At 64.2% G+C, this 12,730-nt stretch carries 13 protein-coding genes and 2 pseudogenes; 11 read left to right on the top strand and 4 right to left on the bottom strand.

Features of this window, described 5'->3' with window-relative positions; genetic code table 11:
- Positions 1–54 precede the first annotated feature (54 nt).
- The 6 genes from IM737_RS10300 (at position 55) to IM737_RS10275 (ending at position 4,606) form a co-directional block, all read left to right on the top strand.
- Positions 55–651: an ArsR/SmtB family transcription factor gene (locus tag IM737_RS10300; protein ID WP_236899820.1), complete on the top strand. Its 597-nt coding sequence runs from the start codon at positions 55–57 to the stop codon at positions 649–651.
- Positions 652–662: 11 nt separating this feature from the next.
- Positions 663–1,403, top strand: a complete 741-nt coding sequence (locus IM737_RS10295; RefSeq protein ID WP_236899819.1) for an SRPBCC family protein — start codon at positions 663–665, stop codon at positions 1,401–1,403.
- A 74-nt stretch (positions 1,404–1,477) separates the two neighbouring features.
- Complete coding sequence (locus IM737_RS10290; protein ID WP_236899818.1) at positions 1,478–2,425, top strand: carbohydrate kinase family protein; 948 nt, start codon at positions 1,478–1,480, stop codon at positions 2,423–2,425.
- Positions 2,426–2,524: 99 nt separating this feature from the next.
- A complete protein-coding gene (locus tag IM737_RS10285) occupies positions 2,525–3,241 on the top strand; it encodes a cytochrome c biogenesis CcdA family protein (RefSeq protein WP_236899817.1) in 717 nt (238 codons plus the stop codon).
- An 11-nt stretch (positions 3,242–3,252) separates the two neighbouring features.
- A complete protein-coding gene (locus tag IM737_RS10280; RefSeq protein WP_236899816.1) occupies positions 3,253–3,666 on the top strand; it encodes a thioredoxin family protein in 414 nt (137 codons plus the stop codon).
- A 64-nt stretch (positions 3,667–3,730) separates the two neighbouring features.
- Entirely contained in the window at positions 3,731–4,606 is an 876-nt protein-coding gene (locus IM737_RS10275; RefSeq protein WP_236899815.1) for a cytochrome c, read from the top strand.
- 11 nt (positions 4,607–4,617) lie between these two features.
- Here the strand turns inward: IM737_RS10275 and IM737_RS10270 are convergent, their stop codons facing one another.
- Positions 4,618–6,207 (bottom strand): L-aspartate oxidase, encoded by a 1,590-nt coding sequence (locus IM737_RS10270; RefSeq protein ID WP_236899814.1) that lies wholly within the window; start codon positions 6,205–6,207, stop codon positions 4,618–4,620.
- A 67-nt stretch (positions 6,208–6,274) separates the two neighbouring features.
- On the opposite strand from IM737_RS10270, the gene IM737_RS10265 reads away from it, so the two are divergent.
- Complete coding sequence (locus tag IM737_RS10265) at positions 6,275–6,718, top strand: hypothetical protein (RefSeq protein ID WP_236899813.1); 444 nt, start codon at positions 6,275–6,277, stop codon at positions 6,716–6,718.
- Here the strand turns inward: IM737_RS10265 and nadA are convergent.
- On the bottom strand, positions 6,715–7,782 hold the full coding sequence (gene nadA / locus IM737_RS10260) for a quinolinate synthase NadA (protein WP_236899812.1): 1,068 nt from the start codon (positions 7,780–7,782) through the stop codon (positions 6,715–6,717). The genes IM737_RS10265 and nadA overlap by 4 nt on opposite strands.
- Positions 7,783–7,906: 124 nt before the next feature.
- On the opposite strand from nadA, the gene eda reads away from it, so the two are divergent.
- From eda to modB, 3 genes are read left to right on the top strand one after another with little or no spacing between them, the layout of a single operon-like run.
- A complete protein-coding gene (gene eda / locus IM737_RS10255; protein WP_236899811.1) occupies positions 7,907–8,542 on the top strand; it encodes a bifunctional 4-hydroxy-2-oxoglutarate aldolase/2-dehydro-3-deoxy-phosphogluconate aldolase in 636 nt (211 codons plus the stop codon).
- 6 nt (positions 8,543–8,548) lie between these two features.
- Positions 8,549–9,280 (top strand): molybdate ABC transporter substrate-binding protein, encoded by a 732-nt coding sequence (gene modA, locus IM737_RS10250; RefSeq protein WP_236899810.1) that lies wholly within the window; start codon positions 8,549–8,551, stop codon positions 9,278–9,280.
- A 12-nt stretch (positions 9,281–9,292) separates the two neighbouring features.
- Positions 9,293–9,973 carry a molybdate ABC transporter permease subunit gene (modB, locus tag IM737_RS10245; RefSeq protein WP_236899809.1) on the top strand — a complete coding sequence of 227 codons (681 nt, stop codon included), beginning with the start codon at positions 9,293–9,295 and terminating at the stop codon, positions 9,971–9,973.
- Here the strand turns inward: modB and ligD are convergent.
- Both ligD and IM737_RS21060 read right to left on the bottom strand, forming a co-directional pair.
- A pseudogene (gene ligD / locus IM737_RS21065) lies at positions 9,970–10,785 on the bottom strand (non-homologous end-joining DNA ligase); the annotation flags it as partial. The gene modB and the pseudogene ligD sit on opposite strands and share 4 nt — an antisense overlap.
- A gap of 156 nt (positions 10,786–10,941) precedes the next feature.
- Positions 10,942–11,601: pseudogene (locus tag IM737_RS21060) on the bottom strand (DNA polymerase ligase N-terminal domain-containing protein); the annotation flags it as partial.
- Positions 11,602–11,732: 131 nt separating this feature from the next.
- Here IM737_RS21060 and IM737_RS10235 point away from each other — a divergent pair.
- The gene (locus tag IM737_RS10235) at positions 11,733–12,725 is read left to right on the top strand and encodes an SPFH domain-containing protein (RefSeq protein WP_236899807.1); all 993 of its coding nucleotides are present in this window, start codon (positions 11,733–11,735) and stop codon (positions 12,723–12,725) included.
- The last annotated feature ends 5 nt before the right edge of the window (positions 12,726–12,730 follow it).

Below are 12,730 nucleotides of genomic sequence, written 5' to 3'. Positions count from 1 at the left end.
GGTAGGCGTGGCATAATTGACAAACATATTTGTCAATTATAGCGTCGAGACATGATGGAAGCAGCGACCACAGCCTTGATCGACGATGCGGACAAAGCGCTACTCGTGCTGGAGCCGGTCAAGCGGCGCCTACTTGAGGCTCTGCGTGAGCCCAGCTCAGCCGCTGGCCTGGCCAAGCGGCTGGGCCTGCAGCGGCAGCAACTGGGCTACCATTTGCGGGCGCTGGAAGAGGCCGGCCTCGTGCGTCTGGTTGAGGAGCGCAAGCGGCGGGGCTTTGTCGAGCGCGTGCTCGTCGCCGTGGCGGAGGACTTCGTGCTCGATCCGGCAATGTTGGGTGCCGGTCGCGCCGTCGACATGCAGGATGCCAATGCTGCGGCGCATCTGGTGCAGGCGGCGGGCACGGTGGTGCGCGAGGTGACGCGCATGCGCAGCGCTGCAGAAGCGGCGGGGCAGCGGCTGCTGACCTTCACGATCGAGGCCGATCTGGGCTTCGCAAGACCACAGGATTTCGAGGATTTTTCCGCAGCGCTGGCGCAGTCGATCGCTGAACTCGCGGCGCGATATGCGCCGGGCGACGATCGGCGTGGCTATCACCTGATGGTCGGCGCCCACCCTGCAGTTGCCGATGCGCCGGCCAAACCGGTCAATTGAGGAGACGTCAAATGAACGAAGCCAGCAAACAGGTTGTGGTCGACATCACCATTGCGGCGCCCATTGAGACGGTGTGGGACGCCTTGCGTGATCCGGCGCAGATTGAGCAGTGGTTCGGCTGGGATGCAGAGTCTCTCGCCGAGGAGATCAAGTTCATCTTCGTGGATCATGCCACCGGCGATCCGGCGCGACGGGTTGTGCAGTTCGGTGAGTGGGAGGGGTCTGCCGATGCCATCGAACTGACGGAGGATGGCTTTGGTACGCGCCTGCGGCTCGTTCGGTCGGGCGGGGCGCCGATCGACTGGACGGGCGTCTATGAAGATATCAGCCAGGGCTGGATCAACTTCTTCCAGCAGTTGCGCCTGATGCTCGAGCGGCATCCGGGCGAGCGGCGACATACGGTCTATCTGTCAGGGCCCAGCAAGGCCGGGATTGGCGAACCATCGGCGGAGCTCGGGCTCGGCGAAACCGTCAGTCTTCCGGCCGGTGCGCCCTATGCGGCGGCACCGAGCCCTGGTGGTTCTGCCTCGGGACAGGTCTGGTACCAGACGCATTTCCAGACAGCGCTGACCGTCGAGCAATGGGGTAACGGGCTGCTGGTCGTTACCGATATGGGCGTATCGCCCAAGCGCCCGCATGGCGGTGGCTCGATCTTGCTGACCACCTATGGCCTCAGCGATGCCGACTTCGCCGCGCTGGAAGAGCGCTGGACCGCGTGGTGGTCTGCCCGTTATCCAAAGCCCGCAGAGTGAGCATCTGCTCAGGCGGCTGGTGACAGGGTGAACAAAAATGCTATGTCGCTGCCGACTGCGCAGGAGGCAATTGCATGTTTGTCGTTGGTGGGGAAAGCCTGGTTGATCTCGTGCCGGCCAAGCCGGGACCGGCTGCGGAGCGCCAGCCGGTGGCGGGCGGTTCGCCGTTCAACTGCGCCATCGCCCTGGCCAAGCTCGGCAATACGACCGGTTTCCTCTGCCCCATCAGCACCGACGAATTCGGCGACATGTTGCTGGCGCCGCTCGCGGCCGCCGGTGTCGACCTGCTCATCAAGCAGCGCGTCGATGCGCCGACGACCAAGGCCATCGTCACCTTCAACGAGAAGATGCAGGCAAGCTACGTGTTCGAGCGCGGCGCCGAACGGGCGTTCACCAAGGAGGGGCTGGTCGCGGCTTTGCCTGGCGGTGTCACGCTGCTGCAACTGGGTGGTTTCGTGCCGATCGAGCCGGAAGATGCGGCCGCTTGGCTGGCCGTGGCCGGCAAGGCGATTGTCGGTGGCGCCACGATCAGCATGGACATCAATGTGCGGCCGCTGCTGGTGCAGGACGAGAAGACCTATCGCGACCAGCTCTCGCAGCTGCTTGACCTGGCACATGTGATCAAGCTGTCGGACGAGGACCACGACTGGCTTGAGCCGGGCATGAGCATCGAGGCCCACGCCCAGGCGCTGCTGGCGCGGCCCAATTGCGAACTGGTGGTTGTCACCCTGGGCGAGGAGGGGTCGCTGGCCTTCACCAAGGCGACCACAGCCAAGGCACCGATCTATTCGCCGCCTGTCTTCGTCGACACGGTCGGCGCTGGCGACAGCCTGATGGCTGGTGTGCTGACGGCGCTGGCGGAAAAGCAGGCGCTGACGCCTGGCCGGCTGGGTACACTCAACGAGGCGGCGCTCGTCTCGGTGCTGCGGTTCGGCGCCGTGGTGGCCGGCATAAATTGCGGTCGAAAGGGCTGCCAGCCGCCGACCCGTGCCGAAGTGGATGCCGTGCTGGCGAAGGGCTGAACCCCATCACGCTGAGTTGATGGCGAGGCTGTAACCATTCGTCACCCCGCGCCGTATGGCATGGCAACTGGCACATCGTGCCGTGCTGTGGGGTCAGCCGTGTTCGAACTCGTCGTTGCCTATCTGGCTGGGCTCTTGACCCTGCTCAATCCCTGCGTCCTGCCATTGCTGCCGCTGATCGCGGCAGGCTCGGTGGCGCGCCATCCGGCCGGACCGCTCGCGATGGCCCTGGGGCTCGCCCTGAGCTTCACCCTCATCGGCGGCTCGATTTTCTGGCTCACACGCGCCACCGGTCTCCGGCAGGAGGATATCACGCTGGCGGCCGGCTGGGTGATGGTGGCCTTTGGCCTGGTCCAGCTTGTTCCACAGGCCTCGGCGAGCTTTTCCCGGTTGGCCGGGGCGGCGGCGGGCGGTGGCACGCAACTGATGAGCCGGGTCGAAGGTCGCGGATTCATGGGTGAATTGCTGGCTGGTGGCCTGCTCGGCCTGGCCTGGTCGCCCTGCATCGGCCCCACGCTGGGTGGCGCGATCGGGCTTGCCGCGCAGGGCGAGAACCTTGGCCTGGCCTTTGCGATCATGGTGATGTTCTCGCTGGGTGCCGCGACGATCATGTTGGCGCTGGCCTATGGTACGCGGTCGCTCATTGCCAGCCGGCGCGAATGGCTGGTCCGGATCACGCCACACGCCAAGACCATTCTGGGCGTGGGCCTGATCGTGGTCGGACTGGCCATTATCCTCCATATCGACCGGTTGCTGGAGGGGCTGGCACTGGCCATTTTGCCCGCATGGTTCACCGACATTTCCGTAAGCCTGTGAAGGAGACTGCAATGACTTTGCTCGATCGACGCACCGCCCTGGCCCTGCTGGCCGGCGTGGCTGCCTTTGCCGCCACCGGCGCAGCAAAAGCACTGGACGTTGTCCCGTATTCAGAGGACGCGTTGGCCGAGGCCGCAGCGAGCGGCAAGCCCTACCTGATCGATTTTTACGCCACCTGGTGCTCGACCTGCGCAGCACAACAGCGCGTGCTGGAAAGCCTGGCCGCGGAGAGCGCCGCCTATGCGGCCATTCCGATCATTCAGGTGGACTGGGATCAGCATAGCCGTGGCGAGTTGGTTGCCCGGATGGGCATTCCCCGCCGCTCGACGCTCGTCTTGATGTCGGGGACCACGGAGCTGGGGCGGTTGGTTGCTGAAACCCGAAGCGACCGGATCGCCGGCCTGCTTGACCTCGCGGCGGTTTGACGCCTGGCAGGTTGCGCTGCCTCACCGGCTCTGGTTCTATCTCGCCCAGGTCGGGGGCGATACGATGCGTCGGTGGTTTTGGGTTCTGGGTGTGCTTGTCGTCGTCGGCCTTGGCGCGGCGGTGTATTTTCTCAAGCCGGTCAACGGGCCGGCGCGCGACTTGACGCTGGTCGGTGATGTCGAGCGCGGCAATTACCTGATCCGACTGGGTGGCTGTGTCGCCTGCCACACCAACAATGCTGCGGGGACGGGGTTCCTGGCCGGTGGCTTTGGGCTTGAAACGCAATTCGGCACGTTCGTGCCACCCAATATCACTTCTGATCCGACTGCCGGCATCGGCGATTGGACGCTGGCGCAGTTTTCCGATGCGATGAGCAACGGCATAGGGCCTGATGGACACCTCTATCCGGTATTCCCCTATGAAAACTATACGCTGATGAGCGATCAGGAGATCACTGATCTCTATGCCGCGCTGATGGCGACCGAGCCGGTCAGCACCCCGGCGGTCGAGAGCCAGATCCCCTTCCCCTTCAATATCCGGCTGGCCATGGCCGGGTGGAAGAACCTGTTCTTCTCACCGGCCCGTTTCGTGCCGGAGGAGGGCAAGTCCGAGGCGTACAATCGCGGCAAGTATCTCGCCTACGGTCCAGCGCACTGCGTCGCCTGCCACTCGCCGCGCAACTTGCTGGGCGCGCTCGACTGGAGCAAGGCGCTGACCGGTTCACCCGGCGGCACGGGCGGCAAGGCCCCATCCCTGACGCGCGACGCGCTGATCGCCGAGGGCTATGACGCAGCCACGCTGGCGCAGACGCTGATGGACGGCTTTACGCCAGTCTTCGACGTTCTGGGCGGCTCGATGGGCGAGGTGATCAAGGACGGCACGTCGCAATGGACGGAAGCGGACCGGGCGGCGATCGCGGAGTATCTGCTGGCGGAGTGATCCGGGCGACGCTACGCGCCGCTGCGGATGGCCAGCGCCTCTTCCAGCGTCATCGTGGTGTGGTGCTCCCAGTTCTTGTCGTCGGTCTGCGGATAGTCGGTGCGGAAGTGGCCTCCGCGGCTTTCGGTGCGCTTGAGCGCGGCAGCGGCGACCAATGTGGCCGAAGTGGTCATGTTGAGATAGGCGCTGGTGACGTGCTCGGCATGGGTTTCGAGCACGGCGATCTGGCGCAGGGCCTGCTTAAGACCGTCCGCATTGCGCTCGACGCCCACCAGGTCTGTCATGATGCGGCGCAGATTCTGCACTGCGGGCAGGTCGCGGAGCACCTGTTCGGCCCTCTCACCCTCGGCCTCGTTCCACTCGATGCCCTTGAACGGCAGAAGGTCGCGCGCAGGTTCGAGCCCGCCGATATCCTCGGCAATACGCGCGCCATAGACGGTGGCTTCGAGCAGAGAGTTGGAGGCCAGGCGGTTGGCGCCATGCAGGCCCGTGCAACTGGCCTCGCCGCAGACCCAGAGACCGGGCAGGGAGGATCGACCGCGTTCGTCGACCTTGACGCCGCCCATGTGGAAATGCGCGGCCGGGGTGACCGGGATCATGCCGGCGACAGGGTCGATACCAGCATCAAGGCAGTATTTGGCGACCGTGGGGAAGCGGGTGAGGATGGTCTCGCCCAGCACTTTCCGCGTGTCGAGAAAGACCTTCCGGCCGGACTGGATCTGGCGGAAATTGGCCCGGGCAACCACGTCGCGCGGCGCCAATTCGGCATCGGGGTGGATGGCTGGCATGAAGCGCTCGCCCAGGTCGTTGACCAGTATAGCGCCCTCGCCGCGTAGCGCTTCGGTGGCGAGCGGCGCGGGGTCCGCGCCGGTGGCGATGGCAGTGGGGTGGAACTGCACGAACTCGGCGTCGGCGATTAGCGCACCGGCCCGCGCCGCCATGCCCATGGCGTGGCCGCGCACGCCCGGCGGATTGGTGGTGACGGCGTAGAGTCCGCCCAGCCCGCCAGCTGCCAGCACCGTGGCGCGGGCGCGGATGAAGACCGGTTCGGAATAGCGATCGCCCAGCTTGCGGCAGAAGACGCCGACGATGCGGCCATTGTCACGGGCGAGGCTGAGTGCGGTGATGCCCTCCACGACGCGGATCGAGGGTGTGCGGCGGACTTCGGCGATAATGGCCTGCATGATGGCCCAGCCAGCCCGATCGCCCTCGACCTTGACGATGCGGTTGGCCGAATGGGCTGCCTCCTTGCCCAGTTCGTAATTGCCGAAATCGTCGCGATCAAAGGGCGTGCCCCACCGCGCCAGATCCTCGATGCGGGCAGCAGCTTCAGCGGTGACGCTTTCGGCCGTGCCGTGATCGACAATGCCGGCGCCGGCCATTTCGGTATCGACGGCATGGGCATGACTGCTGTCGCCCTTGCCGACGGCGGCTGCGACGCCGCCCTGGGCCCAGGCGGAGGAAGCGCCCGTGCCCAAGGGTTTGGGCGACAGCACCGTCACTGGACGTGGCGCGAGCTTGAGGGCTGTGAACAATCCAGCCAGCCCCGCCCCCACGATCAGGGCGCCATCGGCATTGAGGGTGTTGTCGAAGGTGGTCACGGCGCGGCCCCGCTGTTCAAGGTCTGTACAACTACGTATGGTCCGGCCAGGAGCGTGGAGGACGCCTGTGGTCGGTGGCAATGATGACGGTTTGGGCGAGGAAGCCCAGCGCGGCTTTGCGGCGGCCGACGACACGGTCGAAGCCTATACCAGTCTCTATGGACTGGTGCTTCAGGTCTACGCCTATCGCTGCGCGCTGACGGGCGCTCGTTTCCTGCCGCCGGTGATGACCCTTCATCCCGACCTGGAGGTCGAGGCGATCCAGCCGCGGGAGCAAGGCGGGCCGCTGGCCATCGCCAATTATCTGCCGATGATCGCTACGCTGGCGCGGCCCTTTCGCGATGGGCTGATTACCATCGAGGCGGATTACCGCATCCTCGTGCCGCAGCCCGGACTGCTCGACGGTGAACTGCTCTCGGCACTGCGTACGACGGTGCTCCTGCCAGACGACCCGTTCCGTCCCGGCCCCGAATACCTCGCCTACCATCGCCGCTACGCCCTGGGCCGCTAGTCGCCCTTCCGGCTCATCTCGATCATGCGTTCCACAGCCAGGCGGGCCGCGGGAATGATGGCGGGGTCGACAACCACTTCCTCGGTCATAGTGTGGAGGCTCCACAGCACGTTTTCGAGGTTGATGCGCTTCATATGCGGGCAGATGTTGCAGCCGCGCAGGAAATCGACGCCGGTGGTTTCAGACGCGACGTTGTCCGACATCGAGCACTCGGTGACCATGACCACGCGGGGCGGTTTGTTGGTCTTGACCCAGTCGATCATGGCGGCGGTCGAGCCGGCAAAATCCACGGCGTCGATCACCTCGGGCGGGCATTCGGGGTGGGCGATGATCTTGGCCGTCGGATAGGCGTGGCGCAGTTCGGAAATGTCTTCGGCGGTGAAGGTCTCGTGCACTTCGCAGGCGCCGGCCCAGGTGATGACCTTCTTGGCGGTCTTTTTCGCAGTATTGGCGGCCAGGTACTGGTCGGGAATCATGATGACGGTGTCGCCATCGACGCGGTTGACGATGTCGAGCGCATTGGACGAGGTGCAGCACACATCGGTTACGGCCTTCACCGCTGCCGAGGTGTTGACGTAGGTCACCACAGGCACACCCGGATATTTCGCCTTCATCATCAGCACGTCGTCGGCGGTGATGCTTTCGGCGAGCGAGCAGCCGGCGCGGCTGTCGGGGATCAGCACGGTCTTGTCGGGGTTGAGCAGCTTTGACGTCTCGGCCATGAAGTGCACGCCGCACTGCACGATCACCTGCTGCTTGACCTTGGTGGCCTCGATGGCGAGCTGCAGGCTGTCGCCGACGATATCGGCGACGCCGTGATAGATTTGCGGCGTCTGGTAATTGTGCGCCAGGATGACCGCGTCCTTCTCCTTCTTGAGCCGGTTGATTTCGAAGATCAGCGGGGCATAGAAAGGCCATTCGATCGCGGGAATCTTGTCGCGGACGCGGTCAAATACCTTTTCGGTGGCGCGCTCGACGGCCTTGGAAAATTTGAGGTCGAAGTGCTCGGCGAGGATGGCGCGCGCCTGTTCGAGGGGCGTTGTCGCGTTGATCGTCTGCACCATTGACGTCTCCTCCCGAAGTCGAGCCGGAACCTAGGGATTTTTTGCCGGCTTTTCAATGAACGGGGTTGCGGTAATTTTACCTCCGACCTAACGCTTGCCCAGCACATCCCAGACGAGGCCGATCATGCCGCAAGATACCGCCGCCATCCGTTCCATCCTGTCGCTGGCCCCGGTCGTCCCGGTGATCATCCTCGACGACGTTTCGCAGGCACGGCCGCTGGCCGAGGCTCTTGTGGCAGGCGGACTGCCGATCCTCGAAGTGACATTGCGCACGCCCAATGCGCTCAAGGTCATGGAAGAGATGGGCAAGGTAACCGGAGCCATCGTCGGCTCGGGCACGGTGCGCAATGCGCTGCACATGAAGCAGTCGGTTGATGCCGGCTGCCGGTTCATGGTGTCGCCGGGCATTTCGCCACGTATTCTTGATGCGGCCGACGATATCGGCATTCCGCTGCTACCCGGAATCGCGACGCCGAGCGAGGCGATGACGGCGGCCGAGCGCGGCTATGGGTTCCTCAAGTTCTTCCCCGCCGAAGCCAATGGTGGCGCGCCGGTGCTCAAGGCATTTGCCTCGCCCCTGCCTGACATCACTTTCTGCCCGACAGGTGGCATCGATCCCGCCAAGGCCAAGGTCTATCTGGGGCTCTCCAACGTCATCTGCGTGGGCGGCTCGTGGATCATGCCAGCTGATGCGCTGGCGTCGGGCGACTGGGCGCGTATCGAGACGCTGGCCCGCGAAGCCAGCCAGCTGCGCGGCTAGCCAATTATGCAACGCCTGTGGCTCGGTGTGGTCGTCTGCGTGATGGCAGGCGGTGCCGCTCATGGCGAAACCGTCAATGTCGCGGTCGCCGCCAACTTCACCAAGGTAGCGGAAAAACTGGCGCCGCTGTTCAAGGCGGCCACCGGGCATGATGTGATCTACAGCTTCGGCGCCACCGGTGCGCTCTATGCGCAGGTGACGCACGCGGCGCCGTTCGAAGTGTTCCTGTCGGCCGACGACAAGCGTCCGGCTCAGGCGGTTACAGACGGGTTCGGCGTCGAGGGCACGGTCTTCACCTATGCCATCGGATCGCTGGCGCTCTACAGCACGTCGCTCGACCTGACCGATGGCAAGGCCGTTCTGGAAGCCGGTGACTTCGACAAGATCGCCATCGCCGACCCGGAGACAGCGCCCTATGGCCGTGCGGCACAGGAAGCTATCGAAGCTCTTGGCCTGACCGAGACCATCACGCCCAAGCTGGTGACCGGCGAGAACATCACTCAGACGCTGCAGTTCACCGAGAGTGGCAATGCCGAACTCGGTTTTGTCGCGGCCAGCCAGGTGATCGGCAAGTCGGGCGTCTGGCTGGTGCCTGATGATCTCTATGAACCCATCCGCCAGGATGCGGTGTTGCTCAAGACAGGCGAGGCTAATCCGGCGGCCACCGCCTTCATCGATTTCCTCAAGAGCGACGAAGCGGTGGCTGTGATAGAAGCGTCGGGCTACGTCGTCGACTAAACGGATCGCGGGATGAGCTTTGCCGATATCTGGACACCGGTCAGCCTGACGCTGACCTTGGCCGCGATCAACACACTCATCCTGCTGTTGCTCGGTACCCCGATGGCTTGGTGGCTGGCGCGGAGCAGGAGCCGGTATCGGGAATTGGTGGGGGCAGTGGTGGCCATGCCGCTGGTGCTGCCGCCGACGGTGCTCGGCTTTTACCTCTTGATCGCACTTGGCCCCAACGGGCCGGGTGGCTGGATCGCGGGGATGTGGGGCGGGCGGACGCTGGCCTTTTCCTTCACCGGCCTGCTCATCGGCTCGTTCTTCTATTCGCTGCCGTTCATGGTGCAGCCATTGCGTAACGCGTTCGGCGCCATCGGCGAGGATGCGCTGGAGGTTGCGTCGAGCCTCGGCGCCAGCAATTGGCAGCGGTTCTGGCGCGTGGCGCTGCCGCTGGCGCGTCCCGGGTACATCACCGGCGCGGTGATGACTTTCGCCCACACGGTGGGCGAGTTCGGCGTGGTGCTGATGATCGGCGGCAATATTCCCGGCCAGACCAAAGTCGTCGCCATCGCGCTATACGACTATGTCGAGCGACTGCAATGGGGCGAGGCGCATGTGATTGCGCTGGGCATGGTGGTGTTCGCCTTCGTGGTGATCGCGATAACGCTGACGATCGATCGACGGGTGAATGTGCCGATGCCTTAGGGCTTCTTCTCCACAGCGCTCAACATCGCCTTAGTGATCGACTGCGTGGTCGCGAAGTAGTCCTTCCATGGGTCGGGACCTTTTGCCCGTTCGGCGGCGTCGGCCAGGGTGAACTGGTTGGCTGAAGTGACCGTCTCCAGTTCGTCCCAGGTGACCGGCACCGCCGCCGGCGCGCCCTGGCGGGAGCGACTCGACCAGGGGGCGATAGCTGTGGACCCGCGCTCATTGCGCAGATAGTCGATGAACAATTTGCCCTTGCGCTGGGCCTTGCGGATATTGGCGGTGAAACGGTCGGGATATTGCTCCGCCAGCCGTTGGGCGACCATCTTGCAGAAGGTCTTTACCTCGGGCCACTCGGTGCTCGGACGAAGAGGGGCGATGACGTGGATACCCTTGCCGCCGCTGACCAGGGCATAGCTTTCGAGGTCCCAGGCTTCGAGTTCCTGACGGATATCGACGGCGGCCGAGCGAACATGCTCGAAGCCCAGCCCTTCATCCGGATCGATATCGAAAATGATGCGCTCGGGCTTTTCGACATCCTTGATGCGCGAACCCCACAGATGCCATTCGAGCACGTTCATCTGGGTGCCGGCGATCAGGCCAGCCACGTCATCGATGTAGAAATAGCTCTCCTCGTCGCCATCCTTTTCGGCGATCTGCACGGTCTTCATGGCGTCGGGAAACCCGCCGGTATCGTGCTTCTGGAAGAAGCAATATTTGGTGCGGCCCTGCGGGCAGCGCAGCAGGCTCAGCGGTCGCTGCTCAATATAGGGCAGCATGCGTTCGGCGACGGCGGCATAGTAGGCAACGAGGTCGGCTTTGGTGACGCCCTGGCCGGGAAACACCACGCGGTCGGGGCTGGTGAGTTTTATGCCGGCGGCCTCCGCGGCGTTGATGCCGGATTCGGCATAGAGCGGTTTGCCATCGCTCGGCTGGGTCCGCTTGTTCGGCTGCGTTTCATGGGCCCTGGCGTGCCAGACGGCCGTCCTGGGTGTCTTGCTGGCCTTGCGCGACTTGAGGCCCTTGGCGATGCCGTCCAGGTCACGGCCTGTCGAGACCGACCTGGTGAAGCGCTCGGTCAGCGGTTCGTTGTCTCTGGCATAATCGTCCCCGTGCTTGATCAATAGCCAGTTCTCGCGATCGGGTCCGGATTTGCGCTTGCTGTCGCGGCCCTTCATGTGGACCAGCACCCATTCGCCCTTCATGCGGCGCCCCTTGATCCGCATCTTGAGATCGCCCTCTTCGAGGGCGGCATGAGGGTCGCCGATCGGCTCCCAGGTGCCCTCGTCCCACAGCATGACGGTGCCACCGCCATATTCGCCCTCGGGGATCGTGCCTTCGAAGCTGCCATAGTCGAGCGGGTGGTCTTCGACACGCACAGCAAGGTGCTTGTCCTCGGGGTTGTCGGACGGCCCCTTGGTCACGGCCCAGCTTTTGAGCACGCCATCGAGTTCGATGCGGAAATCATAGTGCAGGCGGGTGGCGTCGTGCTTCTGCACCACGAAGCGGTAGCCTTTGCCGCCGCTCTTGGCCGGTCCCCCAGACGGCTCCTGGGTCTTGGTGAAGTCGCGCTTGGAGCGGTATTGCTCAAGCTGGGTGTCGGCTTTGCGGGGATGCGAAGCGGGCATGACGGGCTCTTTGCTCTGACAATCCTTGCGGTTTCAACGGTTGCTGTCGCGCCTTCGTTCCGCCGTGCGCCGTTGCGAAGACTTTGGCTCGACCCTAAGGTCGCGCCATGAAGAGCAAGGGAGAATCAGCGATGGAATTGTTTGAGGGCTTTGCCCTGGACGGACTCAGCATCACGCTGATCGGCCTTGGTATCCTGGCGCTGCTGGTGCTGTTCGCCGGCGCCAAGACGGTGCCGCAGGGCTACAATTATACGATCGAGCGCTTCGGCAAATATACGCGGACGCTCAAGCCCGGCCTCAACCTGATCGTGCCGTTCATCGATGGCATCGGCAAGAAGATCAACGTCATGGAGCAGGTGCTCGACGTGCCCCACCAGGAGGTGATCACCCGCGACAACGCTTCGATCACTGCCAATGGCGTGACGTTCTACCAGATCCTCGATGCGGCGGCGGCGGCTTACGAAATCTCGGGGCTTGAGAACGCCATTCTCAACCTGACGATGACCAATATCCGTACGGTCATGGGCTCGATGGACCTCGATGAGCTGTTGAGCCATCGCGACGAGATCAACGAACGCCTGCTGCGCGTCGTCGATACGGCGGTATCGCCCTGGGGCATCAAGATCACCCGTATCGAGATCAAGGATATCGATCCGCCCAAGGACCTGGTGGATTCGATGGGCCGCCAGATGAAGGCCGAGCGCGAGAAGCGCGCCGCCATTCTCGAGGCGGAAGGCCGGCGGCAGTCGGCGATCCTGCAGGCGGAGGGTGCCAAGCAGGCGCAGGTGCTGGAGGCCGAGGGCCGCAAGGAGGCAGCGTTCCGCGATGCCGAGGCGCGCGAGCGTTCCGCTGAAGCCGAAGCCAGGGCGACGCAGGTGGTGTCGGACGCCATCGCATCGGGCAATGTGCAGGCGATCAACTATTTCGTCGCCAACAACTATATCAAGGCGCTCGAAGCCATCGCGACCTCGCCCAACCAGAAGCTGCTGATGCTGCCGATCGAAGCGGCCAGCGTCATCGGGGCGATTGGCGGCATTGCCGAGATCGCCAAGGAAACCTTCGGCGGCGCCGCACCGGCACCAGCCCGACCCAGCCGGCCGCCTTCGGCCGGCTCGGCGCAGTAGGGACC

Source organism: Devosia sp. SL43 (assembly GCF_021729885.1).
In the GTDB taxonomy this organism is placed as follows: domain Bacteria; phylum Pseudomonadota; class Alphaproteobacteria; order Rhizobiales; family Devosiaceae; genus Devosia.
The sequence above is the reverse complement of the archived record's forward strand: the minus strand, read 5'-3'. Positions and strand labels throughout refer to the sequence as shown.